The sequence below is a fragment of the Streptacidiphilus sp. PAMC 29251 genome, assembly GCF_054208735.2.
This window is the reverse complement of sequence record NZ_CM135725.2, coordinates 5,195,977-5,214,119: the sequence shown is the minus strand read 5'-3', so window position 1 is coordinate 5,214,119 and position 18,143 is coordinate 5,195,977. Positions and strand designations below refer to the sequence as shown.

The window sequence follows — 18,143 nt, the reverse complement described above, 5'->3', positions numbered from 1 at the left end:
TGATCTCCTGACCCGTCGTCACAGGCGCAGCAGACGCTCGGCGTTCTCGTGGGCGATCTTGCGCTTGGACTCCTCCGGAAGGTTGGCCCCTTCGAGGAAGGGCAGGGCGCCCTCGTTGCCGACGAAGGGGTAGTCCACCGCGAAGACGATGCGCTCCAGCGGGACCGCCTCCAGGCAGAACTGGAGCTGGGCCTGGCTGAACAGGCCGCTGGGGGCGATGTAGACGTTCTCCCGGAAGTACTCCTGGAACGAGCGCTCCAGCTTGGTCGCGTGCCGTGGGAGGGCTTCGTTGACGCGGTCCAGGTAGAAGGGGATCATCTCGCCCCAGTGGCCCAGGATGACCTGGAGGCCCGGGTAGCGGTCGAAGACGCCGGAGTGGACCAGGTGCAGGAAGTGCACCGCGGTCTCCTGGTGCCAGCCCCAGGCGCTGGTCTGCAGGCGGGTGGCGACCACGGCCGACAGGCCGCCCGCGTAGTTGCTTTCGGTGACCTCGCGCGGCGGCACGCCGGGGTGCAGGAAGACCGGGACGTCGAGGGCGGCAGCCTTGGCCAGGATCGGGTCGAAGCGCGGCGCGTCGAGGAACTCTCCCTCGGTGCGGCCCAGGATCATGGTGCCGACGAAGCCCAGTTCGCTGACACAGCGGTCCAGTTCGGCGGCGGCGGCCTCGGGCGCGGTGGTCGGCAGCGCGGCGAACGCGGCGAACCGGTCGGGGTGGGCCTTCACCGCGGCAGCGGACCTGTCGTTGGCGGCGCGAATGAGGTCGGGGGCCACGTCCGCCGGGACCTGCTGGGCATTGAGGCAGGACAGCACCTGCATGGTGATGCCGCCCGCGTCCATGGCGGCGATCCGCCCCTCGGCCAGGTCCGTCAGCTCCTCGAAGGACGGGCAGTAAGGCAGGCCGCTGGCCGGGGAGTAGGCGAGCCCGAAGTCGGGGCTCAGCACGTTCGAGGCCGGGGCGGCGGCCTTGCTGACGGCCGGGTCGAGGAAGTGCTCCTCAAGAGCGATGATCTTCACTTGGTCGCACCCTTCGTGGTCACTGCCTGGTACTCGATGCCCGCGCACCAGACCCGTTCGATCGTCCTGGTGGCACGGATGTCGGCGACCGGGTCGCCGGAGAGAAGGAGCAGGTCGGCGCGCAGGCCCGGCGCGATCGCCCCGCGGTCGGCGAGCCCGAAGTGCCTGGCCGGCAGCACCGTGGCCGCCCGCAGCGCCTCTGCGTTGGTCAGACCCGCGCTGACGAGCAGTTCCAGTTCGTGGTGCAGGCTGTCCCCGAACGGCGGCGAGGCGGGGACTCCGGGCGCGTTGTTGGCGTCCGTGCCGGCCAGGACCGGCACGCCCGCCCGGTGCAGCGCCTCGACGCTGGCGCGGGCCGCCTCGTAGGAGGGGCCGGGCGAGCCGGGGCGGCCGACCTTGGCGACGATGCCCTCCATCATCGCCAGAGTGGGGACGATCACACGCCCGTCGGCGACCGCCCGTGCCACGTCCTCCGCGGCCAGTGCCCGGTCCAGCGGCGCGTGGGTGAGCACGTCCACCCCCGCCAGCTGGGCCATCCGCACCGCTTCCAGGGACGAGGCATGGGTGATGGTGCGCATCCCCTGCCGGTGAGCCGCCGCGACCAGGGCGTCCACGGTCGCCTGGTCGAACCCGGGAAGATCAATGATGATCTTGATGTAGTCGGCGCCCTCGGCGACCCGCTCCGCGACATACCGATCGGCGTCCCCCATCCCGGCCACCAGGCCACCGGCCGGGCGGCCCAGGCGCTGCGCATGGCCGCTGTCGGGCGAGGTGGCGCCCACCGTGCTGCTGCGGATGTCGGTGAGCCCGGGCCTGCCGCGCAGCGAGTCGACCAGGCTAGACGGCCAGGTCCCCATGTCCAGGGCGGTGGTGATCCCGTAACCGGCGAACACCTGGAGCGTGGACAGGTCACTGAGGTGAATGTGCGCGTCGATCAGCCCCGGCAGCAGGACACCGCCGCGTCCGTCGATCTCCCGCGCGTTCGCCGCATCGGCGGCGGTGCCGATGACGGAACCGGTGATGACGACCGTGCTCGGCTCCAGCAACCTCTCACCGTCGAAGACCCGCACGTTGGTGAGGGCGGTCCTGCCCTCGGCCGGGCCACTGTTCGCGGCGGGCGACTGATCAGATGCCACTGCGCTCTCCTTCACTCGGCCGACCGGCACGGGCGTTAACTTAGAGAACACTTGTGTCCTCTAAGGTCACGTTACACCCACTCCCCGCCCACCTCAGGCCAGCACCGCGGGCTGCAGCGGCATGGGGCCCCGTCCCAGCGACCATCCGCCGATCCGGCCGTTGCTGCCACTCAGGCGGCGGCTTACCGCCGCCTGGCCCAACCGACTGCCCCTCCCCTACCGGGTGGCCCGGACTTCGCCGCGCAGCAGGTCGATCAGCCGGGCTGGCTCCGGGGCCAGGTCACCGACCCAGGCCACGTACTGGTCAGGGCGGACCAGGACGAGGTCGGCGGCGTAGCGGTCCCTGAGGTGGTGGTCGCTGAGGATCGCGGTGCTGAGCGGGACGCCACGGCTGTGTGCGGCCTGGCCGATCCGGTCCGCCTCGCACGCTGCCCGGTCGGTCAGGACCAGCAAGGTGTAGCCGGGGCCGAGGCCGTCATAGAGGGAACGGCCGTTGAGCCATGCGTGCGGCAGCCTGCTGCCCACCAGAGTGTTGGGCACGTGCGCGATGACCGGCGATTCCTCGATGCGAATGTCCAGCACCAGGTCCAGGGAGTGGAACTCGGCCCGCTTGGTCGCCTGGATACATTCCCCAGCGGCGCGCCGGGCCCGGTCCCCGGCCTCGTCGGCCGCGTCCAGGTCGTTGGCGAGCAGTTCGGCCGAGGTGACCGCCATGTTGGCCGTCGCCTCACGGATCACCCGTTCCTGGATCGGGCGGCGTTCGGCGACATAGCTGTCGAGCAGGGCCGGGCCGGCCCAGCCGTCGAGGACCGCTGCCAGTTTCCAGCCCAGGTCGACGGCGTCGCCGAGACCGGTGTTCAGCCCGTGACCGCCCAGCGGCGGGTTGAGGTGGGCAGCGTCCCCGGCGAGGAAGACCCGGCGGTCGCGCATCCGGTCGGCGATCTGCATCCGCGCCGTCCACGGGTCCGTCGACAGGATCACCGCCCCGGTGGTCGTGCCGGTGGCGGCGGCGATGAGCTTTCCGGCATCCCGGGATCCGGTCTCGGCATCGACCCCGAAGGCGATCATCCACCAGGTCCCGTCCCGGTCCAGGGGGCCCAGCAGCGCGGGGGCCTCGGGGTTGATGACCCAGTAGTGCACCGCGGGGCCGTGCGGCACCAGCTCCGACAGGGCCGGCGCCTCGAACACCATGCCGTAGTTGGGACGCAGCGCGTGCTCTCCGTCGTACGTCGCCCCGATGAGCGACCGGACGGCGCTGCGCGGTCCGTCGCAGCCGATCACATAGTCGGCGGTGACCGTGTTGGACGCCCCTTGGGTGTCGGCTGCCGTCACCGTCACCTCCGCGTCGTCCTGCTGGAGGTCGGTGACCGCGAGACCGGTGAGCAGTTCGCAGGTCGGCAGTTCACGGACGGTGTCGCGCAGCAGTTCCTCAAGAACGAACTGAGGGGCCTGCTGGCCGAGTTCGGGAAACCTGTCTCCCTCGGCGACCAGTCCCAGCACGCCCGAGAAGCGGGACAGTTCGCGGCCGGTCAGCGAGGTGCAGAAGACCACGTCCTGCGACCAGTCGGTGGAGAGCGGAGCGCGTTTGCGCAGTTCATCGGCGATCCCCCAGCGCCGGAGGTGCTCCATCGACCGCGCGTTGACCGTCTTGCACCGGGGCCGGGCGTGGGACACGGTCGCGCGCGGTTCGATCACCAGGACGCTGATGCCGCGCCGGCCGAGTTCGACGGCGGTGGCGAGCCCGACGGGGCCGCCGCCGGCGATGACGACCTGGTAGTCAGGCATTGCTGCCTTCGTTCCCGGTCCTCGCCGCGGCTTGCTGCTGCGCCCAGGAGGTGCACTCCTCTGCGAAGGCCAGCTGCCGCAGGTGCAGGGCGCGACCGAGGGTGTGGTGGTCGATGCTGTGCCCGGTCCCACGGGCGATGCCCGCCTCGACGAACGGGACGGCGGTGAGGAGCCCGGCGAAACGGGCGACGTTCTCCGCAGTGCTGTCCCACAGGGCGTCGTACTCGCCGAGGACGTTGTGGACCGGCACGTCCAGGAGCGGGGCGATTCCGGGGAGGATGTCCTCCGGCCAGCGCGGGGCCTGGATCAACTCCCTCACCGGAACCGGAGCGTAGGAGTCATGGGCCCGCTTGAGCCCGTCCCCGGTGAAAGTCCCCGGCGGCCCGAACATCACCTTGTCGCGCTCCTCGTAGGGGAGGTCGACGGTCGCGTCGGCCGGCAGGGAGGCCAGCGCCTCTGCGGGGCCACCGCGGCGGATCACCGCGCCCATTCCGGTGACCGAGGCGCCGATGAGCCAGAAGTCCGGGCTGCTCGCCGCGATCATGAGCGCGATCATGCCGCCGATGGAGTGGCCGACCAGCAGCACCGGACGGTCTCCGGCCGCCTGGGCGATGGCGGCGCTGAGCACCTGGGCGTGGTGCTCGAAGGTGTTCTCCTGCGGATCGAAGGGCGTACTGCCGCCGTAGCCGGGCCGGTCGAGACTGACGACCTGGTAGCCGTTGGCTGCGGCGAGGTCCATGAAGGACTCCTGGCCGGAGCCGGCGACATCGAAGTAGCGGGCGCCGTAGGTGCCGCCGGGCAGGGTGACGATGAGCGGAATGCCCGCTCGGGCGGTCCCTTTGGTGATGCCCGTAAGGGTGAACTCGTCCACTGCATAGGTGACAGGGGTGGGTTGGTCCGCCATGGCAGCCTCCTCTGAGCGCGGGTGGGCTCAAAGTAGCTGCGATATGTGATAACAACAAGACTTCACACCAGATCCGGTCAGACGTGTCAGCGCCCCGCCCTGACCATGGCCAACTCTTCAAATTTGTTGAACTCACAGTATTCCGCAGCACCTTGGAAGTTCGCGGATGAGTCCGGTTCGACCTCTTGCTGTTATCACATATGACTGCTTAGGTGATGGGCGCTGGACCGAGCCGACGAGCCGGTCGGCCCGAAGCTCTCCATCACCCTCGCGCACGCTTCCCCGCCGCCGCCCCGTCTCGGCGAAGGAGAGCTTCTGCCACGTCCGCCTCCAGGCGGATCCCATCGCCCGTCGAGTACCCCCACGGGCGCCTCCGAACGAGAAATGCCGAGAGAGGACACGATGTTATGTGCACTACTGAGTGGACCAGGCGCTCCTTCCTGCAGACCGCGGCCGGAACCGGGGTGGCACTGGCCGGCGCCGCCGCGTTGCTGAAGCCCGAGGCGGCCCGGGCGAGTGAACGGACCGCCGCCGTCGGCGCACCCGAGCGGGTGGTGCTGACCAACGTGCGGGTGTTCGACGGCCAGAAGCTCACCGCGCCCCGCAGCGTCGTCATCGACTACGGCGTGATCGGCATCGCCGCGCTGGGGGCCAGGACGATCGACTGCGCCGGGGCCACCCTGCTGCCAGGCCTGATCGACGCCCATGTGCACCTGAAGGACGTGACCACGCTGGAGCAGCTGGCCGGCTACGGGGTGACCACCGCCCTGGACATGGCCTGCTGGCCGCCCTCGCTGGTGGCATCGCTGCGCAACCAGAGCGGGCTGACCGACATCCAGAGCGCGGGGATCCCCGCCGTGGCGCCGGGAAGCCTGCAGGCCCACCTCCCCGGGTTCCCGGCCTCCGGCATCCTGACCGGCCCCGGCCAGGCCACCGGCTTCGTAACCGGCCGCGTCGCCGAGGGTTCGAACTACATCAAGGTCATCACTGGCACCCCGGGCGCCGACGGCCTGGACCAGCCCACGCTGACCGCCGTCACCAGCGCGGCGCACGCCTTCGGCAAGCAGGTCATGGCCCACGCCACCACCGCCGCCGACGTCGCCCAGGCACTGCTCGCGGGCATCGACATGATCCACCACGTGCCCCTCGACACGGCTCTGACCGCCGCCGCGGCCGCGCAGTACGTCGCCGGGCACCGCGTCTCGGTGCCCACCCTGACAATCATGGAGGGCTTCGCCGGCCTCGGGATCCCCGGACTCAGCTACGCCGCGGCCAGCGGCAGCGTCGCCGCCCTGCACCAGGCCGGCGTCCGGATCCTCGCCGGAACCGACTCGAACCTCACGCCCGGCATCCCGGTGCAGCCCGCCTACGGCAGCAGCCTGCACCACGAACTCGAACTCCTCGTGGACGCGGGCCTGTCCCCCGTCGAGGCCCTGCGCGCGGCCACCCTGCTCCCGGCCCAGTCCTTCGGGTTCAGGGACCGCGGAGCCGTCCTTCCCGGCTGTCGGGCCGACCTGGTCCTCGTCGACGGCGACCCCACCACCGACATCACGGCGACCCGCAACATCCAGCGCATCTGGGTGCACGGCATCGAGTACCCGCCCGCAGCCTGAGCCGAGCTGCGCCGACGAGTACCGGCACGAGAAGAGTCCTTCGCCCACTGCCGGCGCAGGGGGCGGAGGACTCCGCAGGGGGCCGGCCGCGCCGGAGCCGTCAGCCGCCGAGCAGCACGTGCATGGGATCGGGCAGCTCGCTCCGCAGGGCCCAGGAGCGTTCGGTAAGCTCCTGGACCGGGGTGCCGCCACGGCGGGCGTCGAGCAGTGCCGCCGGGTCGAAGGCGGGGCCGACCGAGTCGGCCGCGTACTCGGGGCCGTGCATGTAGGCGGTCGCATCCTCGGGCTTGTCGAAGTTGTCGATCTGCATCTCGACGAAGTTGCCGTCCGGGTCCTGGTAGTACATCGACGTGGTGACCCCGTGCGCGATGCACACCGCCGGCTCCACGCCCTTGGCCAACAGCAGCTCGTACCGCTCCAGCAGGTCGTCCAAGTGGCCGAAGGTGTAGGCGACGTGGTGCACCGAAGCGGTGGTGGCGGTCTTCCGTACCAGCTGCGCGGGCGGGGTGATCAGGGCGACCCGGTGGTGCTCGTCGTCGTAGGTGACGAAGCACAGGGCGTCGTCCTGGTAGACGGTGTGGCCGTCCAGGACGGCGCAGTACCAGTCCCGCATCAGGGTGGGCTGGCTGGTCTGGAACACGACATGGGCGAACTTCGGCGTACTGGTCACGCGATCCTCCTTGATCGGAACCTGGGACGTCGGACGAGCGGAGCGGGTCGGGTCGGTCGGGGTTCAGTCGGTGAAGCGCTGGCGCAGTTCGCCGATGCCCTCGATGCTGGTGACGAGTTCGTCGCCGGCGGCCAGCCACTTCTGCGGGCTGCGGCCCAGGCCCACGCCGGCCGGAGTTCCGGTGAACACGACGTCGCCGGGCAGCAGCGGCAGGACCGCTGACAGACGGGCAATCAGATCAGGCACAGGGAAGATGAGTTCGCTGGTGCGGCTCTTCTGCATCTGCTCGCCGTTGACGCTGCACTGGAGTTCCAGGTCGTCAGGGTTCTCGAACTCGTCGGGGGTGACCAGCCAGGGGCCGATGGGCGCGAAGCCCGGGTAGGACTTGCCCAGGCTGAACTGCGGTGCGGGTCCGGCGAGCTGGATGATCCGCTCGGACAGGTCCTGGCCCACGGTCAGACCGGCGACATGGCTCCAGGCCGAGCCCTCGGAGACGCGGTGGGCCAGGGTACCGATCACCAGGACGAGCTCGACCTCCCAGTCGGTGTGGCCACCGCGGGGCAGCTCGACGTCGGTGACCGGGCCGGTGATGCTGCTGACGAACTTGGTGAACACCGGTGGCATCTCGTCCGGCAGCGCCAGTCCCGCTTCGGCGGCGTGGTCGCGGTAGTTGAGACCGGCCGCGACGACCTGCCGCGGGGCCGGGGCCGGAGCCCTCAGATCGGCGGCGGCGAAGGCGGAGCCCTCGGGCAGATCGGCAGCTTCGTCGGCCCAGGTGCGGAACTCGGCCCAGCGGTCGTAGACCGCCTGCGGGTCGGCCGCGAAGCGGCCGCCGCTGGCCTGCTCGACGTCCACCGCCCGCCCGTCCACGATCAGACTCAGGCGGCCGGAGAGATTGGCGATGCGCACGGGGAACTCCTGGAGCAGAGGTGAGCTGACTGCCGAGAGTATGGCGCGATATGTGATAACAGCAAGGGATCGAACACAGCCAACTGTTCCCGTGCTGGTGGGAGGCCCCTCAGCGACGCGGTCCGTCAGTCCACGACGGCGTCGATGCCCCGCTGGGCGATGCGCTCGTTGGTGTCCAGGTGCTCGAGCAGAGCGTGCGCGGCCGCCCCCGGATCGCGCCGCCGCACCGCCTCCAGCAGCACGCTGTGGGCCTGCTCCCGGCGGCGGGGTTCATGCGGATCGGTGTCCAGGCCGCCGAAGCTCAGCCGGATGTAGCGCTCGGCCGCACGGCCCAGCATCTCCAGCGTGCGCAGGTCCCACGGCGTCGCCGCAGGACGCAGCAACTCCAGGTGGAACTCGTGGTGCGCCTCGTAGATCTCGTCCATGCCCAACGCCGCATCGGCGAAGACCGGCAGGTAGCCAGCCAGCCGATGGTGGTCGGCATCAGTGAGCAGCAGGCTGGCGCGACCGATGAGCTCGGGCTCGATCTGCCGCCGCAGCCTGTAGACGGCTCGCAGGTCCTCATGGCTGAGCGGGGCGACGGTCGCGCTCTTGCCCCGGCTGGTCAGCACCAGACCCTGGCCCTCGAGGTGGTGCAGCGCCTCGCGGACCGGAATGAAGCTCACGCCGAGTTGCTCGGCGATCTCGCGCAGGGAGAACGGCTGGCCGGGACGGAGCGATCCGCTGAGAATGGCCCGCCGGATCTCCTTGATCACACTGTCGACCACGGAGACGGACTCCACCGGGCGGACGAAGGGTGCCGTGGTCGGTTCCCCCATGGACTTCCTCCTCCATGACTCCGCCCGCTGGTGGGCGCCGCCAGGCGGCCACGATATCAGCGATAGCGACGCACTTTCGAGGTGCGGTCGGGCAACGGCGCCGGGACCTGGGCTTTCCCGAGGACTTGTGCGGCTTGGTCTGGGCTGGTGTTATCAAATCTAACAACTTGTGCTGATGGAGGTATCTCCAGGATGACCAGCCCCGTCCCTACCCTGCCCGCGGCTCTTCCCGAGGCGCTGTCCGAGATCGAGCTGCGGGTGCTGTGGATGGCCAGTGCGATCGTGCACCATGCCAACCGGATCCGCCCCAACCCGTCAGGGCTCAAGGTCGGCGGCCATCAGGCCTCCAGCGCTTCGATGGTGTCGATCATGACGTCCCTCTGGTTCCGGCACCTGCGGTCCCAAGACCGGGTCTCGGTCAAGCCGCATGCCTCCCCGGTCCTGCACGGCATCAACTATCTGCTGGGTGAACTCGACGAGGAGTGGCTGACGACCCTGCGCGCCTTCGGCGGGCTGCAGAGCTACCCGAGCCGCTCCAAGGACCCCGATCCGGTCGACTACTCCACCGGCTCGGTCGGCATCGGCGCCACCGCCACGATCTGGGGCGCCCTGGCCCGCCGCTATGCGATCCCTACGGCCGACGAAACCCGCCAGGACCGGATCGATGAGCCACGCGGGCGGCAGTACGCGCTGGTGGGCGACGCCGAACTGGACGAGGGCGCGATCTGGGAGGCCGTACTGGACCCCCAAGTCGCCGAACTGGGCGAACTGGTCTGGATCGTCGACCTGAACCGGCAGTCACTGGACCGGGTGGTGCCCAACATCGCCGCAGGCCGGCTCCAGGGCATGTTCGCCGCAGCTGGCTGGCAGGTCATCACCCTCAAGTACGGGCAAACCCTGGAGCAGCTCTTCACCCGCCCCGGCGGCGCGGAGCTGCACAGGCGCCTCGATACCATGCCCAACCCCGAGTACCAGCGCCTGCTCCGCTGCAGCGCCGACGAACTGCGCCACCGGCTCCCCGGCACGGACACTGGCGCTGAGGCGATCGCCGGACTGCTGGCCGTTCTCGACGATGCCAGCCTGGTGGATGCCCTGCGCAATCTGGGCGGACACGACCTGGCCGCCCTGGACGGGGCCTTCGCCGCCATCGAAGACACGCGCCCCACCGTGATCTTCGCCTACACGGTCAAGGGCCGCGGCCTGCCCACCGCGGGCCACCCGCAGAACCACTCCGCGCTGCTGACCGACCAGCAGCTGCTGGCACTCGCCGAACAGGTCGGCGTCGACCCCGGGCAGCCCTGGACCCGGTTCGCCCCGGACTCGGCAGCCGGACGGCTGTGCGCCGAACGCGGGCACAGCTGCGCCGCCGGAATCCGCCACTGGCAGCCCCGCCCGAGTTGCCGACCGATATCGGCCGCACTCCCAGCGGTACCGCCACCACCCAGGCGGCGCTGGGGCGCACCCTGCTCGACCTCACCCGGGCCGCTCCCCAGGCCGCGGCCCGGGTGGTCACCGTCAGCCCCGACGTCAGCTCCTCGACCAACCTGGGCGGCTGGGTCAACAAGGTCGGCGTCTGGTCGGCGTCCGAGCGGACGGACTGGTTCGCCGACGACGCCGAGACCATCCTGCACTGGCGCGAGAAGCCCGCAGGACAGCACATCGAACTGGGAATCGCCGAGACCAACCTGGTCGGCCTGCTGGGAGAACTCGGCGCGACCTGGAGCCGCTGGGGCGAACCCCTGCTGCCCATCGGCGTGCTCTACGACCCGTTCGTCGAACGCGCCCTGGAACCCTGGTCCTTCGGAATCTACGCAGGCGGCCAGTCCATCCTGGTGGGCACCCCCTCCGGGGTTACCCTGGCCCACGAGGGCGGCGCGCACCAGTCGATCACCACCCCCTCGATCGGCATCGAGCAGCCCGGCTGCACCACCTACGAGCCCGCGTTCGCGATCGACACCGAGTGGACGCTGCTGGCCGCCCTGTCACGACTGGGCCGCCCCGGCGGAGAGTCCGCCTACCTGCGGCTCTCCACCCGACCGGTCAACCAGTCGCTGGCCGACGTCCCGGCCGACCCGGCGGCGCGCGAACATCGCCGCCGACAGGTGGTCGCCGGCGCCTACACCCTGCGCCGCACCGCCTCCGTACCCGCGGCTTCGGTCACGATCGCCGCCGTGGGCGCCATGGTGACCGAAGCCCTCGCGGCAGCGGACCGGCTGAAGCAGGCAGGCGTCCCCACCGACGTCGTCTGCGTCACCAGTCCGGACCTGCTCTTCCGGGCCCTGCAGGCACGCAATGGTCAGGACGCCGCCGACGCGGCAGGCAGTTGGATCCTGGACGCGGTCCTCCCGGCGTCCCGCGCCACCCCACTGGTGACCGTGCTGGACGGCCACCCCCACACCCTGGCCTTCCTCGCCACCGTCAACCACGTCCCGCACCGGGCCCTGGGCGTCACCCGCTTCGGCCAGTGCGGAACCCTCGACGACGTCTACCGCTACCACGGCATCGACGCCGACAGCATCATCCGGGCAGCCCTGGACCTCACCCGTTAAGACCGCGCCCCGCAGGCGTCCGCACCACCGAGGAAGAAACCACCCGATGCTCTACGAACTCGCCTTCCTGTCAATCGACCCGTTCGCTCTGCCCAAAGCCCTCGCCGAACTGGAGCACTACACCACTGGTCCCCGAGCAGCCGGCCAACTGCTCGGCTGCTGGGAGACCGAGCACGGCGAGATCTTCGGGCGCGTCATCGTCCTGCGCTCCTTCGCTGACGCCTCGGAACAGGATCATGAACGCCGGCGAGTCCTGACCGGATCCAACCCCTACGGGATCGGCGAGCACCTGAAGGGCTTCGAAGCGACAAGTCACGCCCAATTCCCCTACCTGCCATCGATCGAGCCGGGCAGCTACGGCGGCATGTACGAGATCCGCACCTACCACCTCACGGTGGGTGGCCTGAGCCCGACCATGGCGGGCTGGCAGCAATCGCTCCCCGCCCGCGTGGCACTCTCCCCGCTGACCACCGCCCTCTACGCCCTGGACGGCCGCCCGCGGATCACCCACATCTGGCCCTACTCCCGTCTCGACCAACGACTCGCCATCCGAGCCCAGGCCAAGGAGCTCGGGATCTGGCCACCCGCGCAGGGCCCGCAGTACGTCGCCAGTGCCATCTCGACTATCGCTTTCCCCACCGCTTTCTCCCCCCTCTCCTGATCTGGGCCGAATCAATGAACCGACGCAGCACCAAGCCTCGCGGACGCCAGGAACCACCACTGCGCCTGGGTGACGAGGCCAGTGGCCGGGGTCGGGCAGGCGGTGGTCGGGTCCGGCGATGGCCAGGGAGCCCAGGGGGTAGCCGTCGTCGGGGTCCAGGAGCGGGGCGGCGATTCCGGCCACTCCGGAGTGGTTGGTGTTGCGGGAGATGGCGTAGCCGTCGGTGCGGATCCGCTCCAGCACCTGCGCAGTGGGTTGTTCGCGGGCGGGCCGACTGGTGAGGATGGCCTGGGCTTCGGTGGGGGGCAGGTGCGCCAGGATGACGGTACCGGTGCATCCGGTGGTCAGGGGGGCGCGTTCGCCGGGGCGCACGACGTGGCGCAGGTCCCAGTTGGAGGGTTCGGCGCCCAGGACCAGGACGCGGTGGCTGCCGGAGCGCAGGTGCAGGGTGGCGGTCTCGCGGGTGGTCTCCGCCAGGCGGGTCAGGACCGGGCGGGTGCGCTGGATCAGGGCGGGGCGGGGTCCAAGACCACGTAGGCCACCTGCTCCCGGGACACGGGACCCGCCACGCGATCAGGCGCGCCGTCGACACAGATGTACTCGTCTGCACGGCGGAGTTGGAGGGCGGCCTGCCTATACTTCTGCCGGGAGGTGATCACGATGGCCAGTGCCCGGCGGCCCACGTTGGAGACGGTTGCGATGGCTGCGGGCGTGGCGCGCGGGACCGTGTCACGCGTGATCAACGGTGCCCCCGACGTCGCTCCCCACCTGCGTCAGGCAGTCGAGCGGGCGATTGCGGCGGTCGGCTACGTGCCCCACGGTGCGGCGCGCGCGCTGGCGAGCGGGCGTAGCAGCATGGTCGCGGTGATCGTGGGGGAGAGTACGGATCGACTGTTCTCCGATCCGTTCTACTCGCGGGTCCTGTTGGGGATCATGGACGGTCTGGCTCCGCACGGACTGCATCAGATCCTGATGATGGCCAAGACTCCCCAGGAGCGGGCCGACACCGAACGGTATCTGGCCGGACGCAGCATGGACGGTGCCTTGTTCCTGTCGCAGCACGGCGATGACAGGCTTCCGAGTGTCCTGGACCGCGCCGGGGTGCCGTACGTGCTGGGGGGCAAGCCGTTGAGCGGGGAGGTGTCGGGCACGTACTGCGTCGATTTCGACAACGCGGTGGGCGCTTCCATGGCGGCGGGTCACCTGGTCGGGCGCGGGCGGCGCAGGATCGGCACGGTCACCGGGCCGCTGGACACCTCGGTGGGCGTGGCGCGGCTGGCCGGCTTCCGGGACCGTGTGCAGGAAGCCGGGCTCTGGGATCCCAGCCTGGTTCAGGAGGGGGACTTCGCCTACGAGGGCGGCCGGTCGGCGATGGGCCGCATGCTGGAGGCTGCGGCGGACATCGACGCGGTGTTCGTGGCCAACGACACGATGGCGATGGGTGTCCTTGACCTGCTGCGCGAGCGCGGCGTCGCGGTGCCGACGGCCGTCGCCGTGGTCGGCTTCGACGACGCGCAGGCGGCCCGGCACGCCCACCCGCCCCTGACGACGGTGCGGCAGGACGACATCGAGATGGGCCGCCGGATGGCGGCGCTGCTGGCGGCGCGCATCGCCGGCGAGGTGAACGAGCCGCAGCAGCTCCTGCTGGAAACCGAGCTGATCGTGCGAGACTCCTCCTGACCTGACCTATGGGTGGTGCCGGTGAGACGGACCCAGGGCGAATGCGTTCTCAGGCGGTGGGATCGAGCAGGGCGTTGGCGTGCTCGGGGCGTGATCGGTAGTGGTCGGTTGCGGCGGCGAAGCGGGCGATGGCGGCCATCGATCTGGGTACTGGGGGCCGTTGTCTGCCGAGTTGCGCGACCGGGCCACGACGTGGTCGCGCCGAACCTGCCGTGCGATGACGAGTCGGCTGGACTCGCGCAGTACGCGGATGCGGGAGTCACGGCGATCAGCGAACAAACCGATCTCGTCGTCGCCCCACTCGTTCGGTGGCTTCACCGGCCCGCTCGACCGCCGCAGAGGTGTCGCCGATGGGACCGACGAAGCCGTGCTCTCCCTTGTGCTGCATGACACTCCGGCCGACCTGGCCGCCGAGTTCGTGGCGGAGCACCAGCGAAACCAGGCGCCGACACCGTTCGTGGAACCGTGGCCGCTGGATGCATGGCCGCATGTGCCGGCCAAGTTCCTGCTGTCGTCCGACGACCGCTTCTTCCCGCCCGAGTTCATGTGGGGATCGTCGCCGACAGCCTTGGCTTCCAGCCGGACGAGATGCGCGGCGACCAATGTCCCATGCTCGGCCACCCAAAGGAACTGGCCGATCAGTTGGAGGCCTATCGCACCGCACTGTGACCCTCCCGCTCAGTTCGGCCCAACCCACGGCTCTGCCCTGTGCCCATCGCGGGACTCGCCACTGCTGCGGGTTGTCCAACTCCTCCGCCTGTCAGCCCAACGGCGTCAGGTCGCGGTTATCGTCGGTGTTCGCCCCTCTTCCACTACGGCCGAGCAGATCGCTCATCGCGCCACCTGAGAACCCATCAGCCCCGCAGACGGACCACCCGCCCGTGAAGACGCCGGGTCGCACTGCGGCAGTGAAAACTGCCAGGTCCACCGTAGGACATCGCCCCCTAAATCGCTGCGGAGTCGAGCAGGCCGCAGGCTTGTGCAATTGATGGAGCGCCCCAGCAGCGGAGACTATGGAGCGCTCCATCAAGCTCACTATATTGCGAGCGGATTCACGCCCCGTCAAGGGCGTGACAGTATCGCGTTCGTCCCGGAAAAAAGGTGAATCCTCTGTCAGGTTTCTGTTATCCCACACTGCGCACAGCGTCGCACGGGGCGGCGTGCAGGGTGGAAGATCCGCGTGTCGTCGCTAGGCGCTGGTAAAAGGTGCAGGTAGAGCGCCTGCCAGGGCCAGGGATCCTTGCTGCCGGAGTCCGCGAGGAGGCAGCTTCCCGACGCATCCCCGGCGCGGCCAGTGAATGAGAGTGTCTGGCGCGCGAATATCGATGGAGCGCTCCACCAATTTTGTTCGCCCCTATTGACGACTGGCTTCACCACCCGTTCACTTAGCGGAGTGAGGCAGGAGCGATTTCCCCGGGGTGAGACCCGGTGGTCTTCCCCCTACCGGCACACCTTTGTGGCAGCTAGATCAGCCACAACATCCAAGACCGCGGCCCGCATTCTCCTTTCGCCGAGCCGTCGTCTCCCGAGCTGCTGCTCCGCGTGCGGGCGCTCTCGGACTTGCCCCACCCTGCTCGTCCCTGCACGTCGAAACGGCGATGCCGGACAGGCCCCTGTGCCCCCGCCCTCGCTGCTCATGCCCGGTTCGTCGAGTGGAAGTAGGAACCGTGAGAATCCCCCGATCCTGCCACGCAGGCCGGCGCGCACCCCCAGGGTGCGCAGCCGCCTGGTGGCCCTGTCCGCGGTCGCCACCCTGGCCGCGTCCCTGACCGCTACCGCGGGCCTGCCTACCTCTACCGCAGCGGATGCGGCCCGTGCCGCGCACAGCATCACCGCCGCCCATGGCGTGGTCGCGGGCGGGGCGAGCAGCCCAGTTCATGCCTCGACTTCGTTGTTCGCCAAGAGTGCCGTCCCAGCAGCGGTGCCCCGCTCCACCGGCAAGGCCAAGATCGCAGCCTCCCGGACGGCCGCGGCGGCGTCCGCGGACTGCACCGGCACCGCCTCGGCTGCGACCCGGCTGGACGAGTCGGGCTTCACCGCCTCGGCCAGCGCGACCTCCGCGGGCGACCCGCCCCAGAACGCCCTCACCAACGTCGTCAACAACACCAGCGGCCTCCGCTACAGCAGCGGCGCTCCGCAGGCAGCTGGCATGTGGTACCAGGTGGACCTGGGCTCGGCCAAGACCTTCGACACCGTGCAACTGGCCGTGCCCGCCTCTCCCAACGACTACGCACCGGGCTACGACGTCTCAGTGTCACCCGACGGCACCACCTGGACACCGGTGGCCAGCTGCACCGGCTCCGGCGCGACCGAGACGGCCGGCTTCACCTCGCAGAGCGCCCGCTACCTGCGCGTCACCCTCACCCAGGCCAACCCGGCGTGGTGGTGGTCGATCAACACGTTCTCCGTCTTCAACAACGGCACCGGCACCACCAGTGGCACCATGCCCAACCTGGGCGCGAACACCTACGTGTTCACCCCGAGCATGCCGCAGGCCCAGATCCAGAACACCGTCAACCAGCTGTTCGTGCAGCAGAACACCAACCAGTTCGGCACCCAGCGCTACGCCCTGCTGTTCATGCCCGGCACCTACGGCACCGCCGACAACCCGCTGACCGTGGACGTCGGCTACTACGAAGAAGTAGCCGGCCTGGGACAGAACCCGAAGGACGTCGTCATCAACGGCGTCGTCAACTCCTACAACCAGTGCTCCAACGGGCCGAACACCTGCTATGCCACGAACAACTTCTGGCGCTCGATCTACAACCTGACCATCAACGTCGACTCCGTCGGCACCATCACCCAGACCCCCGGGTGCGGTGACACCGTCAACGGCTGCGGCTTCGACAACGGCGCCGACTTCTGGGCCACCTCACAGGAAGCCCCGCTGCGCCGGCTGAACATGAACGGCCAGCTGAACCTCATGGACAACACCTCCACCCCAGCCTGGTGCAGCGGCGGCTGGATGTCCGACAGCCAGGTCGGCCACGTCCTCAACGGCTGCCAGCAGCAGTTCATGACCTCCACCTCCAAGGTCGGGTTCTGGACCAACAGCCTGTGGAACCAGGCATTCTGCGGCACCACCGGCGCACCGGCCGACAACTTCACCGCCACCCCCAACGACAACAACAACATCCGTGACCACTACACCAACCTGGCGACCTGCGGGACGACCCGCGAGATGCCCTACCTCTACCAGTCCGCGAACGGCCTGGCCGTGTGGGTGCCCTCGGTGGTCACCGGCCAGGTCGGCCCCTCTTGGCACAGTGGCCAGACCCCGGGCACCTCGCAGCCCATCAGCCAGTACTTCGTCGCCTCCCCGAGCAACACCTCCACCGACATCAATACGGCCCTGGACGCCGGCAAGAGCATCCTGTTCACCCCCGGCATCTACAAGCTCGACCAGACCCTGCGGGTCACCAAGCCCGACACCAAGCTCATCGGCCTGGGCTTCTCTTCCCTATACCCCAGCAGCAACCAGACCACCGTCGACGTAGCTGATGTCCCCGGCGTCGACATCAGCGGCCTGATCCTCGAGGGCGGCACCAATCAGGGCAGCATCGTCAACTTCGGCTCCCCGAACTCCACGAGCGACTTCTCCGCCGACCCCAGCACCCTGCACGACGACACCATCCGCGTCGGCGGGCAGTTCGCCGGCCAGGCCCAGACCGGCCTGGTACTGAACCAGAACAACGCGCAGATCTCCAACCTGTGGGTCTGGCGCGCGGACCACGGCGCTGGCCAGGGCGGCGACGTGGCCAGCGCGACTGTGGGCTGCTTCACCTGCGACCAACTGCAGAACGGCCTGATCGTCAACGGCAACAACGTCAACGCCTACGGCCTGTTCGACGAGCACACCAACAAGGAAGCCGCCATCTGGAACGGCCAGGGCGGACGCCTGGTGTTCTTCCAGAACGAGAACCCCTACGAGATGACCGACCAGTCCCAGTGGATGTACAGCCCCACCCAGAAGGGCTACCCGGCCCTGCGCGTCGCCGACACCGTGAACACGTTCAACGGCTACGCGATGGGCTCGTACAACTACTACAGCAAGGGCGTCGACATCCACAGCGCCATGGCCTTCCTGGCACCGAACAAACCCGGAGTCCAGTTCACCCACCTGTTCACCCGCTTCCTCAACGGCTCCGGAAGCATCGACTCGGTGATCAACGGAGTCGGACCAGCCGACAGCGCCACCACCCCCGGCCCCCAGGACGTCGTCAACTACCCCTGACCCATCCCTGACCGCTTGACCCGCCCCTAAGCTCCGGGCCGCCCGAACCTCCCCCGACGGGCGGCCCGGCGCACACCATCAACACGAACACTCTCACCACGGACGGCTCCCGAGGGACAGGCAGGGGAGCCGTCCGTTTCCGCTGCCGACGACCTCCCGCCAGCCCCAGC

At 69.5% G+C, this 18,143-nt stretch carries 12 protein-coding genes and 2 pseudogenes; 6 read left to right on the top strand and 8 right to left on the bottom strand.

Annotated features, from left to right (window positions below):
* Window positions 1–18: 18 nt before the first annotated feature.
* The 4 genes from ACXKR8_RS24570 to ACXKR8_RS24555 all read right to left on the bottom strand — a co-directional run bounded on the left by ACXKR8_RS24570 (window position 19) and on the right by ACXKR8_RS24555 (window position 4,839).
* Window positions 19–1,014, bottom strand: a complete 996-nt coding sequence (locus ACXKR8_RS24570; RefSeq protein WP_458266734.1) for an amidohydrolase family protein — start codon at window positions 1,012–1,014, stop codon at window positions 19–21.
* Window positions 1,011–2,150 (bottom strand): amidohydrolase family protein, encoded by a 1,140-nt coding sequence (locus tag ACXKR8_RS24565; RefSeq protein ID WP_458266733.1) that lies wholly within the window; start codon window positions 2,148–2,150, stop codon window positions 1,011–1,013. The genes ACXKR8_RS24570 and ACXKR8_RS24565 overlap by 4 nt, the downstream gene beginning before the upstream one ends.
* A gap of 216 nt (window positions 2,151–2,366) precedes the next feature.
* A complete protein-coding gene (locus ACXKR8_RS24560; protein WP_458266732.1) occupies window positions 2,367–3,935 on the bottom strand; it encodes an FAD-dependent monooxygenase in 1,569 nt (522 codons plus the stop codon).
* The gene (locus ACXKR8_RS24555; RefSeq protein WP_458266731.1) at window positions 3,928–4,839 is read right to left on the bottom strand and encodes an alpha/beta hydrolase; all 912 of its coding nucleotides are present in this window, start codon (window positions 4,837–4,839) and stop codon (window positions 3,928–3,930) included. The genes ACXKR8_RS24560 and ACXKR8_RS24555 overlap by 8 nt, the downstream gene beginning before the upstream one ends.
* A gap of 407 nt (window positions 4,840–5,246) precedes the next feature.
* Here ACXKR8_RS24555 and ACXKR8_RS24550 point away from each other — a divergent pair, with 407 nt between their 5' ends.
* A complete protein-coding gene (locus ACXKR8_RS24550) occupies window positions 5,247–6,452 on the top strand; it encodes an amidohydrolase family protein (RefSeq protein ID WP_458266730.1) in 1,206 nt (401 codons plus the stop codon).
* A 100-nt stretch (window positions 6,453–6,552) separates the two neighbouring features.
* Here ACXKR8_RS24550 and ACXKR8_RS24545 read toward each other — a convergent pair whose 3' ends face one another.
* From ACXKR8_RS24545 to ACXKR8_RS24535, 3 genes are all read right to left on the bottom strand, one after another.
* Window positions 6,553–7,122, bottom strand: coding sequence for a VOC family protein (locus ACXKR8_RS24545; protein ID WP_458266729.1), 570 nt, complete (start codon window positions 7,120–7,122; stop codon window positions 6,553–6,555).
* Window positions 7,123–7,185: 63 nt separating this feature from the next.
* Window positions 7,186–8,031, bottom strand: coding sequence for a fumarylacetoacetate hydrolase family protein (locus tag ACXKR8_RS24540; protein WP_458266728.1), 846 nt, complete (start codon window positions 8,029–8,031; stop codon window positions 7,186–7,188).
* A gap of 125 nt (window positions 8,032–8,156) precedes the next feature.
* Window positions 8,157–8,849 carry a GntR family transcriptional regulator gene (locus ACXKR8_RS24535; RefSeq protein WP_458266727.1) on the bottom strand — a complete coding sequence of 231 codons (693 nt, stop codon included), beginning with the start codon at window positions 8,847–8,849 and terminating at the stop codon, window positions 8,157–8,159.
* 192 nt (window positions 8,850–9,041) lie between these two features.
* Between ACXKR8_RS24535 and ACXKR8_RS24530 the strand changes: the two are divergent.
* Window positions 9,042–11,398, top strand: a pseudogene (locus ACXKR8_RS24530) (transketolase-like TK C-terminal-containing protein).
* A gap of 46 nt (window positions 11,399–11,444) precedes the next feature.
* Window positions 11,445–12,059 carry an NIPSNAP family protein gene (locus tag ACXKR8_RS24525; RefSeq protein WP_458266725.1) on the top strand — a complete coding sequence of 205 codons (615 nt, stop codon included), beginning with the start codon at window positions 11,445–11,447 and terminating at the stop codon, window positions 12,057–12,059.
* Window positions 12,060–12,167: 108 nt separating this feature from the next.
* On the opposite strand, the pseudogene ACXKR8_RS24520 reads toward ACXKR8_RS24525, so the two are convergent.
* Window positions 12,168–12,566: pseudogene (locus tag ACXKR8_RS24520) on the bottom strand (IclR family transcriptional regulator domain-containing protein); the annotation flags it as partial.
* 87 nt (window positions 12,567–12,653) lie between these two features.
* On the opposite strand from ACXKR8_RS24520, the gene ACXKR8_RS24515 reads away from it, so the two are divergent.
* The 3 genes from ACXKR8_RS24515 to ACXKR8_RS24505 all read left to right on the top strand — a co-directional run bounded on the left by ACXKR8_RS24515 (window position 12,654) and on the right by ACXKR8_RS24505 (window position 17,973).
* Complete coding sequence (locus ACXKR8_RS24515; protein ID WP_458266724.1) at window positions 12,654–13,739, top strand: LacI family DNA-binding transcriptional regulator; 1,086 nt, start codon at window positions 12,654–12,656, stop codon at window positions 13,737–13,739.
* A gap of 546 nt (window positions 13,740–14,285) precedes the next feature.
* The gene (locus tag ACXKR8_RS24510) at window positions 14,286–14,408 is read left to right on the top strand and encodes a hypothetical protein (RefSeq protein ID WP_462099837.1); all 123 of its coding nucleotides are present in this window, start codon (window positions 14,286–14,288) and stop codon (window positions 14,406–14,408) included.
* Between the two features lie 1,045 nt (window positions 14,409–15,453).
* Window positions 15,454–17,973 (top strand): discoidin domain-containing protein, encoded by a 2,520-nt coding sequence (locus ACXKR8_RS24505; protein WP_462099836.1) that lies wholly within the window; start codon window positions 15,454–15,456, stop codon window positions 17,971–17,973.
* The last annotated feature ends 170 nt before the right edge of the window (window positions 17,974–18,143 follow it).